Genomic DNA, 22,282 nt, shown 5'->3' on the forward strand with positions numbered 1-22,282 from the left:
GTCCGGCTAACCCCACCGCTCGATGCAAGGTCACGTTGACCACTGCAAGATCAGATGCAGCTTAGAGCTGACATGTGCAGAGTCAAGCCGTACCGGACACTTCTGGCCGGCATGGCTGCGAAGAGGCGACGGCCGCAAGAATCCGAACGACCAGAGCTGGCTGACCAGGAAGTACACCTTCTTCGACGAAGCGGGGACGCTGCTGACCCCCACCACCGAGGAAGTCCTGACCAGCGCAGGCGACTACGAGTACCAGTCGCTGGACAGCGGAACGGGAGAACAACCGGCCGTGTGCGCACGCCAGTTGGCACCGGCCGAGGAGAGGGTTCTGGTCATGTCCAACCCCGGCCACCCGCTCAGCCTCGCCGGCCCGACCGAAGTCCCGCTGGAGGCCGCCAACGACTCCAGCCAGACGCAGGACTTCCTCGCCGGCGGAGCCGTGCCCGAGAACGGTCTGATCCTGACCGTGCGGGGTATCCGTTCCAACGTCCCTCCGGGGACTCCGTACCGCATCTACCTCAACCCGCCGCAGGGCCAGGGCGAGGGCCGGCCTGATGACGCCTACTTCGTCGGCTGGGTCTCCTTCTTCGGATCGAGCGAGGGCGAACACCACGGCAACGGAGACGGCAACGAGTTCAGCTACGACATCACCGAACGCGTGCGCCAGCTCCAGGAACAGGGGATGTGGGCCGAAGGACCCGTCACCGTCTCCCTCGTGCCGTCCACCACCATCCCCGGCGAACTGGCCGCCGGCCCCCACGCCCCGCAACCCACCATCGACCGGGTCACCATCACCACCCGGTGACGTCGCCGCCCCAGGCGGTCAACTCCCTGCCGGGACGCTCCACCCCCCCCGTGCCACTGTCGGTGACGGTGGCACGAGTGCCGGCAGGCGCAGCCCCTGAAGCTGCCTCACTGAAGGGCCGTCAAACGACCGGTGACATGGGCGATTCCGGCGACACCGCCCCCGATACCTCGGCCAGTAGCCGCTCGACATCTGCGCCCCAGCGCGAGACGATCACCAGATCGCGTGCCGGGTCCACCCACAGCAGATGGTTGCCCCCGTTGCCACGGGCGCAGCGGCCGGTGCGCGGAGCCTGGGGCCAGACGGTGCGGTCGTCGTTGAGCCACCAGGACAGACCGTAGTTGGGCTTGGCCCGGCAGGGCGTCCACAGCTCCTCGATCCAGCGGCGGGAGAGGACCTGACGCCCGGCCCATGTGCCACCGCGCAAACAGAGATGGCCGATGCGGGCCAGGTCCAGGGCGCCGATCCACAGACCGCCGCCCCAGTGGGCGCCGCCGGAGACGACCGGCACCTGGGTGCCGTCGACGTCGACCAACGAGTTCTGGTAGCCGTGCCAGGACCAGCCGCCGGAGGCACCGATCGCCGTCATGACGCGTTCGCGCAGGACCTCCGGAAGCGAGCGGCCCAACACGACCGTCAGGGCCAGCGCCGTGAGGTTGACACGGACATCGTTGTAGGCCCAACCCTGGCCGGGAGGCCCACCGGCCGACTCGGTCCCCTCACGTGTGCTCTGGGCGTCCGCCCACGTCGGCTTGCCCCACAACTCGCCCTCCCACTGACTGGTCTGGTCGAGGAGATGACGCCAGGTGATCGCATGCCCATGGGAGTCGCCGAACTGCGGCAGGTCCACGGACTCGGCCACCGGCTCGTCCAGGCGCAGCCTCGCGTCGTCGAACGCGACGCCGCCCACCAGCGAGAGCACGCTCTTGGTGGCGCTGAACGCCATCTCGGTCCGAGTCGGGTCGCCCCACGAGGCGAGGACCGTACCGCGCCGGACCACGACACCGCTGGGCCCCTGTCCGTCCAGGAGGGGGCCCACGACCTCACGGTGGGAGGCGTCCGACACCTGCGCGGCGAGGTACGAGGCCATGTCCCCGATCCCCGACACCGGCCGTCCCGCCTGCGCCCGGACCGCCCGCGCAAGTCCCGCCCGATCCACTCCCTCCCAGGGATCGGCGGGGCGATGCACCCGTTCCAGGCACTCACCGTCATGCCGCGACGTGACTGCATCCATGCCATGCCTCCCACAGAAGTCGGAAAGCGTCTCACCGCACAGTGGAGACGAACCCAGGAACCCTACTGGCACGGGGAGTTGACCGCAGTGATGCCTGGCACATACTCCGCTGACGCGCCGATGCCCACACCACGCCGACGCTGCACGTCGTTGCCAATACAGCAACAACGTTTGCCGTCGCGGTCATGGTGGTCGCAGCCTGGTGTTCGACCAAAGGCCGTCGACAACAGCCAGGAGGCCACACGATGACCACCCGCGAAGGCGCCGGGTCCGCAACGAGCCCGGACGACACGGCACCGCCGAACAACCGCGTCCACCACGTGCGAGCCGGCGAGTTGGACGGCTACACCGCTCTCAGCGGCGGCACCGTCGGCTCGAAGAAGCTGTGGATGGGGCTGGTCGAGAACCCACCGCTGAGCGCCACGGACAACCATCACCACGGCGATTCCGAGGCGGGCATCTACGTGGTGGGCGGACACCCCGTGTTCGTCTTCCACGACGGCACACAGGAGGTGCGGATCTCCGCGGGCCCGGGCGACTTCCTCCTCGTCCCTCCGTTCGTTCCGCATCGCGAGGAGAATCCGGACCCGAACGAACCCGTGGTCGTCGTCATCGCGCGGACCACGCAGGAGCCGATCAAGGTGTCGGTGCCTGAGCTGTATCAACTCAAGGAAGCCGGCACCCGGTAGACAGGCACGTAGACAGGCACAGGCCGAGTCGCCGGTCGTGTGCCGGTCGTGCGTCAGGGGCCGCGCCCGTCACAGGCGCGGCCCCTGATCCCTACCCGGTCCTCACACCCGGTCGGCGACGATCAGCAGGTACTGGAAGCTGCCGTTGCGGTAGGCGTTCAGGAACGTGTCCTCGATGCCGGTGACCAGGTGGTCGGCCTGCCGGCGCAGTTCCCAGTACGGGAGCGCGGCCTCCGTCAGGTCCTCGACGTGCACGGGGACGAGCCGGTTGCGGGCCATGGCGTTGAAGTACGCCGACCGGGGGTGGATGTCGCAGATGTAGTGGGCGTTGATCAGGGACACCTCGCGGGAGGCGCGCCCATAGGCGTCGTTGTAGCAGCCGGTGATCGTCACGTAGCGGCCGCCGCGCCGCAGCAGTCGGGCGTGCTCGGCGAACAGCAGGTCCAGTTCGACGTACATCGTCGACTCGTTGTTCCAGGACGCCGCGTACGCGCCGGCGGTGAAGCCGGTGTCGAGCATGTTGCGGTGGTGGTAGCGGACCTTGTCGTCGATTCCGCGTTTGCGGGCCTGCTCGTTGGCGAAGTCGGCCTGCTTGGCGGAGATGGTGGCCCCGTCGGCGTGGCAGCCGTAGCGCAGATGCGCGACGACGCTGCCGCCGCCGCGTCCGCACCCGGCGTCGAAGACGCGGTCGGCGGGGGTGAGGTCACCGAGGTGGGACGCGAGGAGTTCGGCCTGGGCGTGTTCCAACCGGTGCAGCTCGCTGGTGACCCGCTCGCGACGGCGGTCGGCGTCCGGCTCGTCCAGCACCGAGCAGTCGGCCTCCCCGATGCCGTAGTGGTGGTGGTACAGGTCGTCGATCCTGCCGAGTTCCAGGTTGACCGGGTTCTCCTCGGCGTTCCAGTAGTCCGCGACCCGGGACTGGTACGTGGACTGGGTCGGCACCGGCGTGCGGGTGGCGGTGTCGGTGTGGGTGATCGTCAACGGTGACTCCTTGTGACGGTACGTGCTTGTGCTCTACCAGTAGTTGGGCAGCTGGTAGCGGTCGGTGTTGGTGGCGTGCCATTCGTGGTTGCCGGCGACCCAGTCGGTCAGTCCTCGGACGTATTTCTCCAGGAGGGGGGAGAGGGCGGCCAGCGGGGCCGACTCCGCCTCGAACGCCTCGTAGACCTGGTTGTGGATCTCGACGCTCTTCAGGTACGCGGCCTTCAGACCGCGCTTGTCGTTGGCGGCCACGACCTGCGGCAGGTTGAGGTGCGTCGGGTCACTGGCCAGCTCCTTGGTGAAGGAATACAGGTCGTTGACGATGGTCGTGGCATTGCACGCCAGGGCGGTGACCCGCTGGACCTCGGGACGGACGTAGAGCGCCTCGGGCAGCTCGTAGCCGTCCACGGCGTCCACAAGAGACAGGCAGGGACGGAAGTTGTTGAACTGCCGCATGACCAGGTACTCCCAGACATGTGGTGTGTGCCGCGTCCCCGCCCAGGACGCCTCGGCGAGATAGCCGAGGTGCAGCCGGGCCATGTCGTGCACGAACCGGTCCGTCTGGCTGGGCGTCGCGACGGCCGCGAAGTCCTTGATCGCCCAGTAGTACGAGCGCAGCGGCCCGTCGGCCTGCATGCCCTCGTGCCACTCCGCCTCCAGCGCGGGCGTGCCGTGGAACGGGTCGAGGGCCGACTGGGCCAGGATCAGACGGCCGCCCAGTTCGCTGCGCGAGGCGCCCCGGCCCTCGTCCTCCTCGCAGTAACAACTGTCGACGACGTTCTCGGCGAGCAGGAACTTGCCGGCGACGGTGAGGTGTTCGAGATCGAGTGCGCCGGGGTGTTGCAGGACGACGGCCCGGCCGCATTGGAACTCCGCGAAGTCCCCCGTCCACTGTGGGGGGAAGAGGTCCAGGCCACGGGCCCAGGCTTCCAACCTGCGGTCGATCTCCTCCGCCTTTTCCGGGTCGGCGGGAGTGGCCGGCCGGTACTTCAGGCCGGGGACGGCTCCGCCGCGGCGGGCTCGCAGGTCCCGGACGAGTCGGGGCGGTCCCGGCATCGAGAATCCGGAGTCGGTCTTGGGGGGCGTGCTCATGGTTGGTACTCCACCGGGGTTCAGTCGGCGCTCCGGCCGAGCTGGACGTTCTCCAGGATGCCGACGGCGTCGGGCACGAGGATGGCCTGCGAGTAGTAGGCGGTGACGAGGTACTTGATGATGGCTGCCTGGTCGATGCCCATGAAGCGGACGTTCAGCCCCGGCTGGAACTCCTCGGGGATGCCGGTCTGGTACAGGCCGACGACGCCCTGGTCGGCCTCACCCGTACGCAGCGCGATGATGCTGCTGGTGTGCGTGTCGCCGATCGGGATCTTGCCGCACGGGAAGATCGGGACACCGCGCCAGGCAGGGACCTCGTGCCCGTCGACGTCGGCCGTGCCCGGCGCCAGACCGCGTTTGTTGCACTGCCGGAAGAAGGCGGCGATCGCCTTGGGATGGGCCAGGAACAGCCGCGTCTTGCGGCGCATGGACAGCAGCTCGTCCATGTCGTCCGGGGTCGGCGGGCCGGTGTAGGTGCTGATGCGCTGGCCGTAGTCGGTGTTGTGCAGCAGCCCGAACTCGCGGTTGTTGACCAGCTCCCACTCCTGGCGCTCGCGGATCTCCTCGACGGTGAGCCGGAGTTGCTGCTGGGTCTGGTCCATGGGTTCGTTGTAGAGGTCGGCGACCCGGCTGTGGACCCGGAGCACGGTCTGCGTCAGCGAGAGCTCGTACTCGCGCGGAGCGAGGTCGTAGTCGACGAAGCCGCCGGACAGCGTCGGCTCGCCGACATGCCCTGCCTGTACCGGTACATCCGCCTCACCCTTGCGGTTCATGGGGCGCTGCTGCCGCTCCGCGTACGCCGACAGGTGCGCGGCCAGGCTCGGCGCGCGGCCGGTGAACTCCTGGAGCACGTCCCAGGGCAGGACCATCACCACGGCCGCGGTCTCGGCCCGGACGGAACTCAACCACCGCGGGTCGGGCCGGCCGATCGCCTCGTCCCCGATCTGGTCGCCGTCCGTGACGACGCCGATGACCTCCTCGTCGCCGTACTTGCCCGGCTTGTAGCGGGCGAACCGGCCGTGCACGACGAGGAACGCCTCGGTGACGGGCTGCCCCGCTTCGAAGAGGACCTGCCCGGCCCGGACCTCCCGGACGCGGAAGCGGCCGGCGATCTCCTTGAGTACCTCGATGTCCTCATAGCCGCGCAGCACCGGGAGTTCGGTGAGGGTCTGGGGGATCACCCTGATGTCGTCCGCGCCGTTCTGCTCGAACTGGACACGTCCCCGACCGACCCGGAGCTGCAGCCGTCGGTTGACCCGGTAGGTGCCACCTTTGACGTCCACCCACGGCAGCATCTTCAGCAGCCACCGCGACGTGATGGCCTGCATCTGGGGCACGGTCTTGGTGGTGGTGGCGAGTTGGCGTGCGGCCTGTGTGCTGAGGCTGCTGCCGGAGCCGTCCGCGAGGGCTTGGGGTACGGGCTCTTCGGCGACGGAACCGGTGACGCTGTCCGGTGTGGACACATTCCCTCCCGGGACGTGAACAGGGGTGGGCAGTACGGCGATTGGCGCGCAGGAGGACGTAGGCCGCCGTCCGCAGAGACAAGCGAAACAGGCAGGAGATCATCACTGATACGGCGTGAAGGGGGGCGCTCTCGCGTTCAGGGGGCGCAAACACCGGATTGATGCAGACGGATCACCATCACGGATTCCGCGCGCCCCCGGCTACCACGTTTCCCGGGCACGCATGCACCGTGACCAGCACCAATCGTGTCCCTCGTTGGTGACCCGCTTCGCACACTGATCCGAGGGCGAGTGATTGGGGGTTGGAGAGCCCGCCGGCGGGCGTGTCGACGACGAAGTCGTCCCAGGGCACGCCGCGGACCACTCCCCGCCGCTGCCTGCTGCCCCAACTGCTGCCCACGCTCACACCGCTGAGGCATCACCCCTGAGGCATCACCCCTGAGACATCAGAGGGTCATGTCGATCGGTGTCGGCGACGCGGGTGGATGGCCTGCCACTGGTGCCGGACGGAACGCCGGCCACCACCGCACGGTGCCCCGGATCGGGAACGGCGTCGAGCCCACGCCCCGGAACGTGGCGCGGGGTACGGGGTACCTCATCGCCCAACGATCGAAAGCCCCTCGGCGCCCGCTCCTCGTTCCCCCTTCCTTCCAGGCTTGGGCGCTGCCGGCAGCCCGAAAAGGTCGGGACGCCTGGCGGGTGGAGCAGCCAGGGCTTGCCGGCGCGTCGCTGTAGTGCCCGGGCAGACTTGGTCGAGGGTCCCTAGCCGAGGGTGGAGGCGCAGGTGGTGGGGGTGGCATGGGCCGGGTCGAGTGCGTTGGCCGTCTCGTGGAACGCGATCCGGTCGAGGAGACCGATGGTCGCATGCATGGAGATGTCGAGCGGGCACAGGTCCTGGATCAGGATGTTGTGGACGTCGGGACCGTGGAGGAACTCCGAGCCGAGGGGCGTGACGACCTCGTCGTACTTGGTGGCGATGACGGTGTAGTGGACTCCGGGGAGGGTCTCGCGCCCGGCGTTGAGGCGGCGCAACAGGGGGGAGCCGGCCTTCTGCTGGATCAGTCCCGGTGTGAGCGTGTGGAGGGTCTGCTTGATCGGGGCGAGGTCCACGAGCTTGGACAGGCCGTGCAGGTCGGTGCCGTGGTTGTCGGGGGCCAGCCCGACCAGCGTATGGACCTTGTGGCGGCCGCCGTGGAACTTCATGTACACCCGCGGCATCATGCCGCCCTGCGATTGGCCGACGATATCGACCTTCCTCGCGCCCGTCGCGGCCAGCACCCGGTTGACGAATCCGGCGAGCTGCCTGGCCGAGTCGTCGATCGGACCGAGCCCCCCGACGACGGGGAGGACGGGCAACTGGCCGTAGGTCAGGGAGAAGACGCAGTAACCGCGGGCGACCAAGTAGGGCGCGAGGCCCAGCCAGTTGTCGATGCCGTTGGCGAAGGTGCCGTGGGTCAGGACGACCGGACGAGGATGGTGGTGGGAGGGTTTGCAGGAGAAGTTGTTCCAGCCGCTGCTGACGGAGGCCGTCCAGGGAGCATGGTGTGGGATGGCGGTGGCCGACGGCCGGAGGAGCGGCAGTCCCAGGGGGCCCCGTAGGGAAGCGAGCGAAGCGATGGCCGGTGCTTGGGCGGGCGCGACGAGCGGTTTGCCGGTGGGGGCGGTGGCCGAGGGGCGGGCACCAGCGGAGGGCGAAGCGGTGAGGCTGATGGCCAGAGTGGCCGCCGGGACGGCGGTGAGCAGTCTCGACCAACGCAGCTTCATACGGTGCTCCTTGCGGGGAGGAGGGCTCCGAAGTGATTCGTGAGCCGTTCGTCAGAGATCCGGATCGCAAGGGCCAACGTGGCGACCGACGGGCAAGTTACGGCCGGTAATCATTCTGTCGCAGCGGATTCACGGGGGTGGACGCGACGGGCGGCCGCTCGACCGGCGCCGACGACGTCGGGTCGGCTTCACCACACTCCAGGGATCAGCCTGGGCGTCCGGGCTGCGTACGACTGGTACTCCTCGCCCAGGGCGTCGAGCAGCATTCGTTCCTCGACGCGTATCCGATAGCCCACCGCGATCAGACAGCAGACAGTCATCACCAACCAGGAGGCCGCGTTGTCCAGGAGCAGCGCGAGATCCGTTCCGGCGAGCAGGATTCCGGTGTAGGCGGGGTGGCGGACGTAGTGGTACGGCCCTTTGGTGACGACCTGGTGGCCGTGCTGGATGTGCACCGTGCCGCGGAAGAAGCGACCCAACGTGATCACGGCCCACAGCCGGATCCCGATCCCGGACCAGGCCACGATCAGCACCGCAATGCGCACAGCCGACAGGTCCGTGGAGTAGGAGAGGGCCGGCACCGCTTCCCGGACGGGTGCGGCCAGTGTGGCCCCGCCGTCGATCAGAACGGCGAAGACCAGCAGGCTGAGCCACTCGGTCCGTTTCGTCCGCTCGCTACGGATTCGCTGGCGTATCTGGAGCAGGATCTCCGCCGCCGCCCAGACCCAGGCAGTGACGACGAGCGCGGTGTTCACGACGTGGTGCAGCACGGCACCTCCCGGCTGTTCCCGGACCCCGTACCCCGGCGCGGGGTCGTACGGCGTCAGCTTTGCACCGGGAGCGGGTGGAGCGGATCCACTCAGGGGTGGAGTCCGGGTGGATACCCGCCCGCGGAGTGCTCGACTGTCGCTCGACCTTGCTCGCGGAGCGGGTACGGGCCAGGCAGTGCACGGGTGTCGTGGCAGGATGGCGGCATGGTGACGAATCAGTCGTGGGCGGGGCTCCACGGGGACCTGCTGGTGGCGAAGGAGTCGGTGTACGGCCCGGGCGGTTTCACCTGCTCACGGCCGGTGTCCGAACCGGAGAGCGCCGAGTACGCGGCTTGCGGGTTCACCCTTGACGGCCGGTCGGTCCGGTTCCGCGTGGCCAAGACCACCCCGACGAAGGTGGGTCAGTTCGTCACCGTCTGGCAGCGGTCCGAGGAGGGGCCGATCCGGCCCTTCGACGCCGATGACGGGGTCGACCTGTTTGTGATCAGCAGTCGTGACGACAGCGGCTTTGGACAGTTCGTGTTCCCGTCCGAGGTGCTGTGTGAGCGCGGCATCGTCTCCCGCAACGGCTCCGGTGGGAAGCGCGGATTCCGCGTCTATCCGCCCTGGGTGACCACGACCAACCGACAGGCCCGCGGCACCCAGGCATGGCAGATGAGGTACTTCTTCGACCTCGGCCACGACGGTCCCGCAGACCTGACGCGTGCCCGCGCCCTGTACCACCGGGCCGCGTCGAGGAACGTCAGTCGGTTGTCCTCCAGGTAGTCCCGTACGCTCTCGCCGTCCGGCAAGCCTTCCCACACGGTCCGGTTGAGGCCGAGGGAGTACGCGCGTGCCGCGTCATGCACGGGCCGAGGAAACTGGATGCGGACGAGCCGCTCCGCGACCCACAGCCTGTTCATCACGTCCTGAGTCCGGAGGAACCAGGCATGGGTGTCGTCGAACTCGGGCGGCCGGCCCGAACGCGGAACGCTCCGCCTCGGCCGGCCACCTCGATGAACCGCTCCAGCAGCGCCAGCCGTTCGGCGCGCCGGGCTTCTGACCGGGCCGTCTGTTGCCGTTGCTGTTCAGCACGTTCCGCGGACAGCTGCGTTCTGTGCTGGACGAGGTAGGACAGCATGCCGCCGAGGACGACGCCACCCAACGATATGAGTGCCACCCAGATCTGACCGGTCATGGCGGCCGTCGTCCCACGCTGTCGATCCGTGGGGATCGAGGGCTGATTTGAGGGCCGCGTCGGCCCGGTGAGGCAGCAGCCGTTGCTCAAGGCAGCCGCCGCAGGATGAGGAGGAGGTTCCAGGTGGCGAACTCCCGTATGCCTGGGAGGCGGGGGAGGGCTTCGGCGAGGAACGGAGCGTAGCGGGATCGGGCCGTCAGCACGGTGACGTCCGCACGGCTGCGCACGTGGCGCATGGTCGGGCCGATGTGGACGGCGAAGAGGTTCCTGCCGAGAGTGTGCTTGGCCGGGTGGCCGGTGCGCTTCAGATAGCGCCGGCGGGCGCGATCGGCGCCGAAGTAGTGCCAGGGCGCGGTCTCATGGCCGCCCCAGGGCGAGAACCAGTTGGTGAAGGCGCAGTAGATCAGTCCGCCGGGCCGGGTGACGCGGACCATTTCGTTCAGGAAGGTCCGAGGCTCCGGCACATGTTCCAGGACGTTGGAGGAGAAGCAGACGTCGGCCGCGCCGTCGGCGAAGGGAAGGCGGCAGCCGTCGGCCATCACCGCGTGGTGGGGAGCCCGTCCCTGGGCGGTCAGTTCGCGCAGGTCGGGCTCGACCAGGCAGGTCCGCGCGCCTCGGAGGCGGAACTCCTCCGTGAAGTACCCACTGCCACCGCCGATGTCGATCACGAGGGCATCGTCGAGGGAGATGTGACGTTCGATCTGGTCGGCGGAGTCGCGAGCGAGCAGTCCGTAGCAGTTCTCCGGGTCGGTCTGCTCCTGCCGGAAGGAGCGGAAGAGGGCCAGGGAGCGTCGCAGGGACGGGTCGTGCGGGGGCCGGTCGGGCGTCGAGCCTTCGAGGGTGGTGGGTGAACTCACCGTGGGGGCGCTCCCTTTGGGGAAGACGGGACGGGGCAGAGGACGGGGCAGAGTGCCCGAGCGTCCGCCGCACTGCGTCGTCGGCAATGGGGCGGACGCTCGGGCATGACTACTTCTGGTCTGCCGGCCGGATCACCGGTGCCCGTCCTCCAGCTCGGCGATGACCAGCACCTCGACCCAACCGCTGTACGCGAAGCTCGCGTCGCGTCGTGCGTCCCTTCGGGGGCTCAGCTGGGCCCGTACCGTGATCTCGGCATCGTGCTGGTACGCGTTCGGGTCGATCGACAGAGTGATGTCCTCGAGTCCGATCTCGAAGTCCTCGGACCTGCCGTTCTGGGTGACTTCCAGGTGGAACGACCGGAGCGCGACGTCGACGATGGGGCGGCCCTTGTCGTTCGACCGGATCTTGCCCTGGAAATCGACCCCCGCCGCGGCTACGGCGGGCTGGTCGAGACCGGTGGCGCTGATGGTGAGTTTCTGCGGCACAAAGGCGATCATGAGGAATTTCCTCCGCTGGAAGTCAGTGCCGGCGGGTCGTGTCGGCATGACGGGTCGGTTTGGGGATTACCGGGTCAACGGTGGCCGTCTTCCAACTCGGCGATAACCAGAGCGATCACCGTGCCGGTGCAGAGCCAGTTTCGGTCCGGAGACGCCGGCCGCAGGTTCAGCTTCGCCGCGACCGTGCCGTTCCGGCTGGCCCCCGATGTCACCTCCACCCCGATCTCTTCACGGCCGATGACGGATTCCTTGGGGTTCTTGTACTCGAGGGCGAACGTGCTGATGGCTGCGTTGATGATCGGCACACCGTCGTCGTCCCGCCGGACCTTGCCGGGGATGGTGAAGTTGCCCGCCCCCAACATCCCGTCCACGCAGTTGCCGCTCACATCGATCGGAACACGTTCGAAAAAGAGTGTCATTGCTTCGTTCTCCTGTTCGGGTTGGTGTCGCGACTGTCCTGCGATGAGTCGAGGTCGCTCGCAAGCTGGCCACGGTCGGCCCCGCCGCCAGGGGGACTGCCGGTCTTGAGTTCGGCGCGCCTGTGCTGACGTCGAAGAGCCACGGGAAGACGCCGGCCCGATTGAGGCGGGGATGGCGACCTCCGCTCTCACGGACCGCGAACGCTGCGATGCCCCCGTCTCGTTGGACCAGTCTCAGGTGCGGATTTGCGAGCGAGCAAGAACCCGCCGAAGGGAAATTCGTGTGCGTTGGCCGAATTGCCACGCCCGGGGCCCGGGCGAACCGTTTGATCGTGGTTCTCCCATGGAAGTGTGAGTGACCCGAGGTGGCTTGTTCTCGTTTTCCGGGATGATCGCCGGATTCGAGCCGTACTGCCGGGTCAAATATCCCCTGGTCGCGGTGCATTGACAACGCATCGGCGACGGGGGTATCGCGCGTTCGATGCCCAGTTGGCCGAGATGGGGGAGTGCCGTCGGACGGCTGGCCTGATGTGCATGAACGCGTATGAAGCATAAAACTTTTGCGCGTCACGGGATTTGGCCTCGGGTAGCGTCTCCTCCCATCCCAGCCGGACATGCGAGAGGGGACAGTCATGGCCTTCATCATTGCCCAGGGATTACCGCTGCCGGTGAATCTCCAGCAGGGCGAGTACGGGTTCTTTCCGATCGATCTGCTGCTGACGCCGCACAGTGAGCCCATCAAGGGCGAGAAGCTTGTGCTCGCCGTCACACTGCCCGAAGGGGTCACCTTCCCCGACGACGGCAAGGTCTTCTACAACGCCCCGGGCGTGGTCCGGCACGAGCTGCACGTCCTGGACTACGACAAGGCCAACCGCTTGCTGCGGTTCGAGAACACCGTTCACCTCGACGACGGTTCGCCGGAGGCCGGCGGGTTCTACTCGGTCGGCGTCAGGGTGCTCGACGACGCGCGGCCCGGACTGGTCTGGGGCCAGGTCGAGATCGGCGCGAGCAAGGCTCCACTGCGCATCCAGATCACCGTCCCGCAGCCGACCGAAAACCTCATCGTCAACGGTGGGTTCGTCCACTACGAGTGGAAGTCGGCGGAGGGCTGGTACGACAACAAGGGCACCGAGTACGCCAAGGACCTCCGGAAGATCGGCTCCTGGAAGGTGGGCCAGTACGAGGGCAAGGGTGCCTGGCACACCTCGGAGACCGGGGAGCCCGGGACCCTTGTCGATCTGCTCAAGGGCGACACGATCGGGAACTTCCCGCAGGACACGGAGTACCCCTTCGTCCCGCACGAGAACATCGTCGACATCGACGGGGCCAAGACCTGCGGGTTCATCAAGCAGACCGTCACGGTGAGCCCAGGCTCGTGGTACGAACTGTCCTTCTACACCGGCTACCACTTCCTGCGGACGCCGGTTTCCGCACCCACCTACCTCCGGGCCGAGGTCCTCGTGGGAGATCCCGCAGCCGAGGGCCCCACCCTGGTCTGGGACGACTACGTCCAGTACTACACCGGGCAACAGGAAACCCCCGCCAAGGCGAAGCTCAACGCCCCTGGCTGGCGCAAGCGCCGGCTCCGCTTCCGGACGCCGGCCGGCGTCTACCAGGTGACGGTGCGGTTCGCCAACCCCGGACGCGCGGGCTTCGACCACGAGCTCAGCGCCGATCCGGACGGTGACACCGGCATGCTCCTCGCACACATCCGCCTCAGCCCCGCGCCGCCCGCTCCATAGACCTGGGCGCCCGGAGCCGGTGGTCTCGTCCGTCACGTCGGCACGTGTACGGCGGGACCGCCGGCTCCGATGCGATCCGCCAGAGTCCCTCGGCCCCACGCAGGACCGCAAGAGCACCCAGGCATGGCAAGAAGGAGACCTCAGTAGTGCAAGCGCCCCAGGTGGCAGGCATAGACGTTCCGGTCCCGATACCGGCAACCGCTTCCGATCCGGCCGTCGGCTCCTGTGACCTCGAACTCCTCATCCCCGCCTACAACGAGGAAAACCGCCTGGCCCCCACCGTGCAGGCCCTCTCCGAGCATCTGCGCGGCCTGCCGCTGACCGCCGCGCTGCGCGTCATCGACAACGGCAGCAGCGACCGCACCGCCGAGTGCGTGGACCGCCTCTCCGCCGCCGGCATCCCCGTCACCGTCACCGGCTGTTCCCGGCGCGGCAAGGGAGCAGCCGTCTCCCGAGGCATGATCACAACCCGGGCGACCCGATGGGTCGGCTTCTGCGACGCCGACCTGGCCACGCCCGCCACCGCCCTCGACGACGCGCTCGCCCTCCTACGAGACGGCTGGCAGGTCGTGCTCGGCTCGCGCCGCTGTCACGGGGCACGCATACCGGTGCCGCAGTCCGCTCTCCGACGGCTTGGCGGCGCCGGCTTCCGGTTGCTGACCCGACGGCTCTGCGGCCCCGTCGCAGACACCCAGTGCGGATTCAAGTTCTTCCAGGCACCGGCCGCGCGCCGGCTCTTCGCCGACGTCACCGCCACCGGCTTCGCCTTCGACCTCGAAGTGATCGCGCGAGCCAGGGCCCGTCAGCTCAGCCTGACCGAGTTCCCCGTCATGTGGAACGACCAACAGGGTTCCACCTTCCGTCCGTTCGCAGACGGCCGACGGGTGGCCGCAGAGCTGTGGCGGCTGCACCGCACACTGCCCCGTATCCCCTCCCGCCTGTCCGAGGGAGCAGGATGAGCCAGGACGATGCGTCAGCCGAGGCCGGTGACTGGCGAGGCCGCCACGTGGTGGTGTGCAACTGGCGGGACGGCCGCCACCCCCAGGCCGGCGGCGCCGAACTGTACTGCGAGGAGACCGCCCGTGAGCTGCGCAGGGCCGGTGCACAGGTCACCTTCCTGACCGCCCGCCCGCGCGGCACGGCCCGCCGTGAGCACACCGACCACGGCGCCGTGGTGCGCGGCGGCGGCCGGTCCACCGTCTACCTCTTCGTGCTGCTGTGGCTGTTGCGGCACCGCCGCTCGGTGGACGGCGTGATCGACTCCCAGAACGGCATCCCCTTCTTCACCCCACTGGTCGTTCCGCGCCGCACCCCCGTGGTGCTCCTCATCCACCACGTCCACCAGGGCCAGTTCGCCCTGTGGTTCCCACCGCCCCTGGCAGCCCTCGGACGCTGGCTGGAGAACCGGGGCAGCGGTCTGGTGTACGGCCGCCGGGCGATCTGCGCGGTCTCGCCCTCCACCCGGACCGAGGTCCGCGGGCGTCTTGCGCTGCGTGGACCGGTGCACTTCGCACCGGCGGGCCTGACCCCCGATTCCGTTGCCACCGGGGTGACTTCGGCCAGCACAGCAACGCCGCCCAGGCAGCGTGCCACCAGACCACGCATCGTGTGTGTCGGCCGGCTCGTCCGGCAGAAGCGCGTCGACTGCCTGGTCAGGGCCATGTTCGCACTGCGCCGCGAGGTACCGGACGCGGAACTGCACATCGTCGGCGACGGCGAGGTCTACGACGGGCTGCGCGCTCTCGTCGACGACCTCGGCCTCGACAACACGGTCGTCCTGCACGGCCGGGTTGCGGCGGAGGACCGGGATGCACTGGTCGAGTCCGCATGGATCACCGCGTCCGCCTCACGCGCCGAGGGATGGGGCCTGTCCGTGATGGAGGCCGCGGCGGCCGGCATCCCCGCCGTGGCCTTCGATGTCCCGGGACTGCGCGACACGATCCGGCACGGCGTCACCGGCTGGCTCCTGGAACCCGAAGCGGACCTCGCGGCCGGCCTCGCCAAGGCACTGCGAGCCGTCGAGACCCCGCAAGAGGCCGCTCGCTGGGAGGCGGACTGCCGAGCCTGGGCGGCCCGATTCACCTGGACGGCCACCGGCGGCCACCTCCTCGCAGTGCTGACCGCCGAAGAACACCGGCTGCACTGCAGGACCCGAACCGACCGCCGCACCGTCACCGACACCTGCACACTGGTCAGCGCACCCGCCGCACTGCTCCGGCGCGCGGAACCCGGTGCGCTGCGCGCCACCGACCTGGTGGACACCACCGGTCCCGACCCCGGCCTGCTCCTGCTCGGCGCGGACGAGCGGGACGCCGAACGCATCCTGCAGCGCATCGGACTGGATCCGCACGACCCCCGCATCTCGATACGCCTCGCCAGGCACGGCGACATCCTCGGATGGCCCGCCCACCCGCCGCCCCGACGGCAAGAACCACAGCGACTCCGAGCCACGGATCAGCCCCCGGGTCGGTCGGCTCCTCGAACCGCCCCGCCCTGGCTTCCCACTTCCTTCCGCGCTCCCTGCACGCTCTTCGCCCTCTTCGTCGTCGCACTGGCACTCCGGCTGACCTTCATCCAGCGTTCCTACGACGTCTTCGTCGACGAGGTCTACTACACCGTCATCAGCCACAACCTCGCCGACGGCCACGGCCCGACGTTCGACGGGCAGTTCTTCGCTCTCCACCCACCCGCCGTCTTCGCACTGCTGGCAGCCGTCATGAGGATCACCGGCCTGGGCTCCGCCGACCTGCTCCACCTGGTACTCCAGCTCCGACCGGTGCTCGCCGTGGTCGGCTCGCTGGCCGTGGTCGCGGTGACCGTGCTGCTGCGCCGCGCCGTCCGGTGGCCCATCGCACTGACCGCCGGCCTCTTCCTGGCGCTGGACCCGTTCCTCAACCGCTTCGACAGCCGGGTGCTCCTGGAAGCGCCGGCCGTCGCGGCCGCCGCGCTCGGCTGGCTGACCCTCGCTCGCAGGCCCGCAACCCCACGAGGCCGCATCGCCGCGGGCGCGGTCGCAGGGCTGCTCTTCGCCGCGGCCGTCACCTCCAAAGAGCCGTACGCCCTGGAGACGTTCGTACCCGTGACGATGCTGGCGTGGTTCGGACACCCTTCGGTCCGGAGCATGCGACTGACCGCGGCCGTCGTCACCCTCGCCGGCTACGCGGTCTACCTCGCCTCGACGGTGGCCGCCGGAGCCTGGCCCGCATGGTGGGCGCAGAAGACCGACGGCATCGCCCGCGCCCTCGGCATCAAACAGATCAGCGGCTTCAACAGCAATGACGGCTCGGTGAGCTTCACCGCACGACTGCTCGCCCAACTCGGCCAGTTCGCCGTCCCCTACGCGCTGATCGCCTTCGGCTCGGCGGCCACCGTATGGCTGCTGTGGCTGAGACTCCGGCGACCCATGCGCCTCGCCGGCCCGCCAGGACGGACACCGGTGATCGCCTGGGCCGTGTGCACCCTGCTGCATCTGGCATACGCGATAGCCGTCGGCACCCTGGAAGAGCAGATGTTCTACCCCCTGGTCGTCACGAGTACAGCCGCACTCGCCCTCACCGCCGACCTCGCCCTTCCCCTCCGCCCCTCCACCTCCACACTGCCCCGACGCCGCGAACGTCCCCAGCGCCGCCACCGTTTTCGACGCACCGCGCCGGGCAGGGCCCTCACCGCGCTCGCCGCCGTCGCGCTCACCGTCGACGCCCTCGTATGGGTACGCGTCCACACCAGGCACGACGACGCTTTCCGACGCACCTTGGCCTGGGTCCGTACGCACCTCCCGCACGACAGCGTCATCGCGGCACAGGAGGAAACCGCCGACTTCCTGCTGCCCGGCACCCGCCTGGACGCCTGGCGGTCACCGGCGGACCTGGCACGAGTACACGCCGACTACGTCGTGCTCTCCACCGAGTTGCAAACACAGGGATACGGGCGGTTGGGACGACGATTGGCCGGCCAGTTGGAGCGGCACGCACGACTCCTCCACCGCGAACCGGGGCGGACCGCCGGCGAGCTGCGCGTTTACGACGTACGCCGACTGGCCGCCGTGCAGGGGAACGAGAAGGCGGACGAACGGTGACCGTGCCACTCTCCCGCCGATCGCCCGCGCCCACTGCCTCCGGCCCGACACCCGCGCCCTCGCCGTCCCCGACCGAAGGGACCGCGGTCCGCGGCGCCGGCCTGCTCACCCTCTCCGCCGTACTGGTGGGGGTGAGCAACTACGGCCTCTCACTCTTCCTGGTCCGCCTGCTGCCCCCGGCCGAGTTCACGGTCTACTCCTCCGTCTCCTCGGTGCTGCTCAGCGTCGGGACGCTCGCCGGCGCCACCGTGCCCTGGGTGCTCGCCCGCGAGGTGGCGATCACCGCGCCGGGCAGCGTACGGCGGCGACTGGCGTTGCGTTCCTGCCTGTTGCTGGCGCTCGGACTGTCACTGCTGTGCGCCGCAGCGGCCTGCGGGGCCGTCGCCTCCTACGCCGGGCCGGGCCCGCTGGCCGGACTCTCCGCGGCATGTGTGACGGTTTGGCTCAACTCGGTCGGCGCCGGACACCTCCAGGGGAGCCGCCGCTTCGTCGGGCTGGCCCTGCTGCGCGTGGCCGAAATGGTCGTACGGATCGCTGTGACCATGGGTGCGGTGCTGGCCGGCTGGGGCAGCGGCGGCGCCATCGGCGCGTTCGCCGTCGGCGCGGCGGTCACCTCGGCCGCCGGACTCACCGCTGTCGCACGGCAGGAGACGACAGGACAGCGGCGAGAAGGAACAGAAAGCCGGCACGAGGAGCGGCAGCAGCAGAGGAAGGGGAAGAGGAAGGGGAAGAGGAAGGAGAAAGGGGAGAAGAAGGAGCAGGCGAGCCAGGACGATCAATCGCCATACGACGACCGCCTTTGGCGCCGCGCTCTGCCCATCGGCGGCATCCAGGTCCTGACCTGCCTTCTCTTCACCCTCGATGTGCTGGTCGCCGCGGCGGTGCGGGACGGCTCCGCCGAACTGGCGCCCTACCAGGCACTGCTCGTCCTCGCCCGGATACCGCTCTTCCTCTCCACCGCCCTGGCCACGGTCGTCTTTCCCCGCCTGGCCGCAACCAACATGTCGGCCAAGAACCGCCACATCGTTGCGGGCTTCCGGGAAGCCGTCCGGGTGCACTGGATCAGCGGGGTCGTGGTAACCGCAACCGTCGCCACCTGCCCGGGACCCCTGCTCGCCCTCGTCCTGCCCCGGCACTACGCCTCCTCGGCCGGGCTGCTGCCGCCGCTCGCCCTCGCCGGCTTCGCAAGCGCCACCACGGTCCTGATGACCACCGTCTTCCAGGCATGGGGCCCGGCTCGTACGGTCACCGTCACGCTGGCAGCCGCCGGGCTGGCCGGCGGCGCCCTCTACGCCGCCCTGGCCGCCAACCTCCAGGCCCTTGCCTGGGCTTCGGCCGGTGTCACAGGCACCGTCGCCGTCACCGCAACCTCGCTCGCACGCCGCCGGCTCGTCGGGCTCGGCCCACTCTCCGGGGCCCTCGCCCCACTCACCGCAGGCGCCGCAATCACCACCGTGTTGCTGGCGCTCCGCGCCCACCCCGCACTGTGGGCCGCAGCCGCACTGACCACCGTGAGCTGCGCCGCCTGCGCCGCCTGCGCCGCCCGGCCGCGTCGGCGCCGCCCGGGCCCCTATCGCGTACTCCACCTGGGCTTCGAGGATCCCCAGCAGCCAGGCGCCGGCGGCGGCGCACTGCGCACCCACGAGGTCAACCGGCGACTGGCCGCACGCGGAGTCGAGATCACCGTTGTCTGCGCACCCTGGCCAGGTTGCTCCGCAACGGTGCGCGACGGGGTCCGCTACCTGCCCCTGCCCGCCCACCTCGGCCCGCTCGTCCACCGCCGCTTCGTGCCCCAACTCGCCTACTACGCAGCGGTCGTCACGACACTGGGGCGCCTGACCCACCGATACGATCCGGACCTCGTCGTAGAGGAGTTCGGCGTCCCGTTCTCGTCCGTCTGCATCCCGTACCTCACCCGCCGACCCGTCGTCGGTGTGGTGCAGGCGCTGGCCGCGGAGGCCAAGGCCCGCGAGTACGGGCTGCCGTTCGACGCCGTCGAACGGCGCGGGATCGCCTCGCACAGCTCGCTCATCGCGGTCAGCGACGGCCTGGGCGCCGAACTGCGCCACCGCAACACCACCGCAACCGTCACGGTGATCCCCAACGGACTCGATCCGGCAGCCTTCACCCGCCGCACCATTGTGCGCGGGGACCACTTGCTCTTCCTCGGCCGACTGGAGATGGCCTCGAAGGGGCTGGACCTCCTGCTGCACGCCTATGCCAAAGCCGCCCCCGCCGTCCCCGGCGACCTCCACATCGCTGGCGACGGCCCGCACGCCCAACGTGCCCGTACCCTCGCCGACGAACTGGGCATCGCCGCCCGCGTCCACTGGCTCGGCCGGATCGAAGGCGCGGACCGTTTCGACCTCCTCGCCTCGTCCCGTCTGCTCTGCATGCCCAGCCGCTACGAAACCTTCGGCATGGTCGCCGCCGAATCCCTGGCGACCGGCACACCGGTGCTCGCCTTCGACATCCCGCACCTGCGCGACCTGGTCACCGACGATGTCGGCGTCCGCGTCCCACCCGCCGACGTCGACGCCTACGCAACCGCCCTGACCGCCCTGGCGAACGACCCGTCCCGCTGCACGTCCCTGGGTGCCAACGGCCCCGCCCGCGTACGCCACTTGGACTGGGACAAGACCGCCACCGCCCAACTCAAGGCATACCGAACAGCTTCCGCACTGCCTCACGCCACGGACGACGAACCGACCAACCGGCACCGAGACAGGGCCTGACCACGGCGTCACCCGTCACCCGTCATGAGGATTCCAGGTGAAGAGAACACTCTTGTCGGAGGGAAATCTGCTGACCTTATCCATTTACTGCGCCGATACCCTGAGGCCGCCGAGAGTGCGAGTTATCCGATAAGCGAGACGTATCCAGGTCGCGGCAGTCGTGAAAACCAGCGTGTCACCGAGGAGTTGCGACATCTTCCGCATTAGTTTTCATAGCCGTACGAAGTCGATCAACTTCTGATCGCTTCCGTTCGACCTACCGGAGATGAAATGCGCAAGCTTCGTAAGGCCGCCGTTGTGATCGCCGTACTGGGCAGCGTTGGCCTCCTCGGCGCCGGCACCGCAAACGCCTATGGCGGGAACCAGGGCGGGACGAACTCCTTCTCCAGCGAGGGGCAAGAAGGCGGAAAGGGAGGCGGGAAGGACGGACTCTTCAACGTCTCCCAGGGCACTCAGTGCCGGTCGCACGACCTGAACATCGACGTCCTCGGAGCGGTCGGCGCCCTCGACGGCGCGCTGGGTAACGCGCTCAACGGCGAGGGCTCCTCGGGTGCGCAGCAGACCAAGCTGGGCTCCAGCATGGGCTGCAACAACGGCGCCTTCCAGAAGTAAGCGCCAACGGACAGCCCCGGTGCCGAGCCGCTGCCTGGGCACCGGGGCTCACTCCTGTCGCGCGTAGCTGGACGTGCCCGCGCTCGTGTCCGCGCCTGTGTATGGCGTGGTGACTGCTACGCGGAGGGTGGGCCCGACAACTCCAGAACGTCCAACAGCCGGTGCCGGGTGTGGGCGTATGCCTCCTGGGCGTTGCGCCTCCCCACATCCACGTTCAGCACGTGCCACGGAGTCTGTGCGAGGAGGCGCCTGGTCAGATCGGCTTCGAAGCGGAGGTGGGCGGCCGCCGACGAGAGGTCGTGAACGGCCCGAGTGCCAGGGGAGTCGGCAAGCTTCCGCACGTACCAGTCTTCCCAGGCAGCACCCTCTCGCTCGATGGCGCGGCGCAGTGCCTTCTCCGGGTCGTCGTGGACGTAGACCACGGTGACCTGGGCCGGCTCCACGGCCCGGGAAAGCTGTTCCACTACGTCGACGAGGGTCGCCTCGTCGTGCCCCCATGCCACAAGGGACGGAATGAAGGGGAGAAGGGCGTCGGTCACCAAGTAGTCCTTGCCCTCGGTGAGGGACTCCGCGACGTAGGCGCGAGTGCACTCGACCAAGGTCGCCGGCCGGACCGCGACAGCCCCTCCCACGAACTCTTCAGCAACGGGCTTGAAGGCGGACCGGGTGAGGATGTCGGCCTCCTCGAAGTGGTCGACCGATGCGCCGAGGCCGGTGAGCCACTCGGCCACCGCACGGCACAGGGTGGACTTTCCGACACCTGGGCTACTTCCGATCACGGAGATGAGATGCGTCGTCATGACGGCAGTCTCGCAGTCGTCGGCCGGCCTGTTCCCCCCTGTTCCTGATGCTGCGGGCGTTGGGTTCGCGGCCTGCACGTACTGCCGTCAATCTCAATCCGCATCCCGTGGGCGAGGCGGCGGTGCCTTGACTCAAACTTGACCGTCGAGTCCGGGTTGGTGGGGTCTTCAGCGCGCTGAGACGGCTGTCGTCGGCGCCACGGGGACAATGCGCACTGCGGCAAACCGGTCGGTCTCTACGGCTTCACTGTGGGAAAAGACGGCCATCAAAGGTTCTTGGGGCTCGGTTGGGCGGCTGTTGACCGAAACATGCACCGGGTGTACGCCGCCCGGGCGACACTGTCATAGTTCAACGATTGCGCAACTGGCGGGTGGTAGCGTCCCGCCCAGTCCGGATCCCCGGCTGGCCGCGCAGTACGCGGACAAAGTGACCGCGAGTGGGGTACCTGGGAGGGAAATCGTGCGGGAGCGTCTCGCGCCGGTGGTGGATTCGGGCGGTGGGAAGGCCGGGCCGGTTGCCGTCCTGGCCTCTGCCGAGCCGGTGTCCGTATCAGGCCCCGTCCCGAGGT

At 69.0% G+C, this 22,282-nt stretch carries 18 protein-coding genes and 1 pseudogene; 8 read left to right on the top strand and 11 right to left on the bottom strand.

The window, feature by feature from the left end; genetic code table 11:
- Positions 1-22 precede the first annotated feature (22 nt).
- On the top strand, positions 23-805 hold the full coding sequence (locus K2224_RS32635; protein ID WP_221910775.1) for a hypothetical protein: 783 nt from the start codon (positions 23-25) through the stop codon (positions 803-805).
- Between the two features lie 121 nt (positions 806-926).
- On the opposite strand, the gene K2224_RS32640 is transcribed toward K2224_RS32635, so the two are convergent.
- A complete protein-coding gene (locus K2224_RS32640) occupies positions 927-1,895 on the bottom strand; it encodes a serine hydrolase (protein ID WP_221910776.1) in 969 nt (322 codons plus the stop codon).
- Between the two features lie 389 nt (positions 1,896-2,284).
- Between K2224_RS32640 and K2224_RS32645 the strand changes: the two genes are divergently transcribed.
- On the top strand, positions 2,285-2,728 hold the full coding sequence (locus K2224_RS32645; protein WP_221910777.1) for a cupin domain-containing protein: 444 nt from the start codon (positions 2,285-2,287) through the stop codon (positions 2,726-2,728).
- A 102-nt stretch (positions 2,729-2,830) separates the two neighbouring features.
- On the opposite strand, the gene K2224_RS32650 is transcribed toward K2224_RS32645, so the two are convergent.
- The 5 genes from K2224_RS32650 to K2224_RS32670 form a co-directional block, all read right to left on the bottom strand.
- Positions 2,831-3,709 carry a geranyl diphosphate 2-C-methyltransferase gene (locus K2224_RS32650; protein WP_221910778.1) on the bottom strand — a complete coding sequence of 293 codons (879 nt, stop codon included), beginning with the start codon at positions 3,707-3,709 and terminating at the stop codon, positions 2,831-2,833.
- A 33-nt stretch (positions 3,710-3,742) separates the two neighbouring features.
- Positions 3,743-4,801, bottom strand: coding sequence for a family 2 encapsulin nanocompartment cargo protein terpene cyclase (locus K2224_RS32655; protein WP_221910779.1), 1,059 nt, complete (start codon positions 4,799-4,801; stop codon positions 3,743-3,745).
- Between the two features lie 20 nt (positions 4,802-4,821).
- Positions 4,822-6,264, bottom strand: a complete 1,443-nt coding sequence (locus K2224_RS32660) for a family 2B encapsulin nanocompartment shell protein (RefSeq protein ID WP_221910780.1) — start codon at positions 6,262-6,264, stop codon at positions 4,822-4,824.
- Between the two features lie 762 nt (positions 6,265-7,026).
- Positions 7,027-8,028: a triacylglycerol lipase gene (locus tag K2224_RS32665; RefSeq protein ID WP_221910781.1), complete on the bottom strand. Its 1,002-nt coding sequence runs from the start codon at positions 8,026-8,028 to the stop codon at positions 7,027-7,029.
- Between the two features lie 188 nt (positions 8,029-8,216).
- Positions 8,217-8,798 carry an isoprenylcysteine carboxylmethyltransferase family protein gene (locus tag K2224_RS32670; protein WP_260693614.1) on the bottom strand — a complete coding sequence of 194 codons (582 nt, stop codon included), beginning with the start codon at positions 8,796-8,798 and terminating at the stop codon, positions 8,217-8,219.
- Positions 8,799-9,002: 204 nt separating this feature from the next.
- Between K2224_RS32670 and K2224_RS32675 the strand changes: the two genes are divergently transcribed.
- Positions 9,003-9,563 (top strand): MepB family protein, encoded by a 561-nt coding sequence (locus tag K2224_RS32675; RefSeq protein WP_221910782.1) that lies wholly within the window; start codon positions 9,003-9,005, stop codon positions 9,561-9,563.
- On the opposite strand, the pseudogene K2224_RS32680 reads toward K2224_RS32675, so the two are convergent.
- The 4 genes and pseudogenes from K2224_RS32680 to K2224_RS32695 all read right to left on the bottom strand — a co-directional run.
- Positions 9,521-9,975 (bottom strand): annotated as a pseudogene (locus K2224_RS32680) (hypothetical protein); the annotation flags it as partial. The gene K2224_RS32675 and the pseudogene K2224_RS32680 sit on opposite strands and share 43 nt — an antisense overlap.
- A gap of 86 nt (positions 9,976-10,061) precedes the next feature.
- Positions 10,062-10,832 carry a class I SAM-dependent methyltransferase gene (locus K2224_RS32685; protein ID WP_221910783.1) on the bottom strand — a complete coding sequence of 257 codons (771 nt, stop codon included), beginning with the start codon at positions 10,830-10,832 and terminating at the stop codon, positions 10,062-10,064.
- 132 nt (positions 10,833-10,964) lie between these two features.
- Positions 10,965-11,330 (bottom strand): hypothetical protein, encoded by a 366-nt coding sequence (locus K2224_RS32690; protein WP_221910784.1) that lies wholly within the window; start codon positions 11,328-11,330, stop codon positions 10,965-10,967.
- A gap of 74 nt (positions 11,331-11,404) precedes the next feature.
- The gene (locus K2224_RS32695) at positions 11,405-11,749 is read right to left on the bottom strand and encodes a hypothetical protein (RefSeq protein ID WP_221910785.1); all 345 of its coding nucleotides are present in this window, start codon (positions 11,747-11,749) and stop codon (positions 11,405-11,407) included.
- 632 nt (positions 11,750-12,381) lie between these two features.
- Here K2224_RS32695 and K2224_RS32700 point away from each other — a divergent pair.
- From K2224_RS32700 to K2224_RS32720, 5 genes are all read left to right on the top strand, one after another.
- The gene (locus tag K2224_RS32700; protein WP_221910786.1) at positions 12,382-13,491 is read left to right on the top strand and encodes a hypothetical protein; all 1,110 of its coding nucleotides are present in this window, start codon (positions 12,382-12,384) and stop codon (positions 13,489-13,491) included.
- A 146-nt stretch (positions 13,492-13,637) separates the two neighbouring features.
- Positions 13,638-14,450, top strand: coding sequence for a glycosyltransferase (locus K2224_RS32705; protein ID WP_260693615.1), 813 nt, complete (start codon positions 13,638-13,640; stop codon positions 14,448-14,450).
- Complete coding sequence (locus K2224_RS32710) at positions 14,447-17,566, top strand: glycosyltransferase family 4 protein (protein WP_221910787.1); 3,120 nt, start codon at positions 14,447-14,449, stop codon at positions 17,564-17,566. Before K2224_RS32705 ends, K2224_RS32710 begins: the two co-directional genes overlap by 4 nt.
- A complete protein-coding gene (locus K2224_RS32715) occupies positions 17,563-20,301 on the top strand; it encodes a glycosyltransferase (RefSeq protein WP_221910788.1) in 2,739 nt (912 codons plus the stop codon). Before K2224_RS32710 ends, K2224_RS32715 begins: the two co-directional genes overlap by 4 nt.
- Before the next feature lie 270 nt (positions 20,302-20,571).
- Positions 20,572-20,913 (top strand): hypothetical protein, encoded by a 342-nt coding sequence (locus K2224_RS32720; RefSeq protein WP_221910789.1) that lies wholly within the window; start codon positions 20,572-20,574, stop codon positions 20,911-20,913.
- Positions 20,914-21,029: 116 nt separating this feature from the next.
- Here K2224_RS32720 and K2224_RS32725 read toward each other — a convergent pair whose 3' ends face one another.
- A complete protein-coding gene (locus tag K2224_RS32725) occupies positions 21,030-21,713 on the bottom strand; it encodes a hypothetical protein (RefSeq protein ID WP_221910790.1) in 684 nt (227 codons plus the stop codon).
- Positions 21,714-22,282: the final 569 nt, after the last annotated feature.

The organism is Streptomyces sp. BHT-5-2, assembly GCF_019774615.1.
Taxonomy (GTDB): Bacteria; Actinomycetota; Actinomycetes; order Streptomycetales; family Streptomycetaceae; genus Streptomyces.

What these genes read in the sequence shown, in the direction of transcription:
- K2224_RS32725 (WP_221910790.1), bottom strand. Translation starts at nt 21,713, where the DNA reads ATGACGACGCATCTCATCTCCGTGATCGGAAGTAGCCCAGGTGTCGGA.
- K2224_RS32665 (WP_221910781.1), bottom strand. Translation starts at nt 8,028, where the DNA reads ATGAAGCTGCGTTGGTCGAGACTGCTCACCGCCGTCCCGGCGGCCACT.
- K2224_RS32655 (WP_221910779.1), bottom strand. Translation starts at nt 4,801, where the DNA reads ATGAGCACGCCCCCCAAGACCGACTCCGGATTCTCGATGCCGGGACCG.
- K2224_RS32640 (WP_221910776.1), bottom strand. Translation starts at nt 1,895, where the DNA reads ATGGCCTCGTACCTCGCCGCGCAGGTGTCGGACGCCTCCCACCGTGAG.
- K2224_RS32710 (WP_221910787.1), top strand. Translation starts at nt 14,447, where the DNA reads ATGAGCCAGGACGATGCGTCAGCCGAGGCCGGTGACTGGCGAGGCCGC.
- K2224_RS32695 (WP_221910785.1), bottom strand. Translation starts at nt 11,749, where the DNA reads ATGACACTCTTTTTCGAACGTGTTCCGATCGATGTGAGCGGCAACTGC.
- K2224_RS32700 (WP_221910786.1), top strand. Translation starts at nt 12,382, where the DNA reads ATGGCCTTCATCATTGCCCAGGGATTACCGCTGCCGGTGAATCTCCAG.
- K2224_RS32645 (WP_221910777.1), top strand. Translation starts at nt 2,285, where the DNA reads ATGACCACCCGCGAAGGCGCCGGGTCCGCAACGAGCCCGGACGACACG.
- K2224_RS32720 (WP_221910789.1), top strand. Translation starts at nt 20,572, where the DNA reads ATGCGCAAGCTTCGTAAGGCCGCCGTTGTGATCGCCGTACTGGGCAGC.
- K2224_RS32675 (WP_221910782.1), top strand. Translation starts at nt 9,003, where the DNA reads ATGGTGACGAATCAGTCGTGGGCGGGGCTCCACGGGGACCTGCTGGTG.
- K2224_RS32690 (WP_221910784.1), bottom strand. Translation starts at nt 11,330, where the DNA reads ATGATCGCCTTTGTGCCGCAGAAACTCACCATCAGCGCCACCGGTCTC.
- K2224_RS32635 (WP_221910775.1), top strand. Translation starts at nt 23, where the DNA reads ATGCAAGGTCACGTTGACCACTGCAAGATCAGATGCAGCTTAGAGCTG.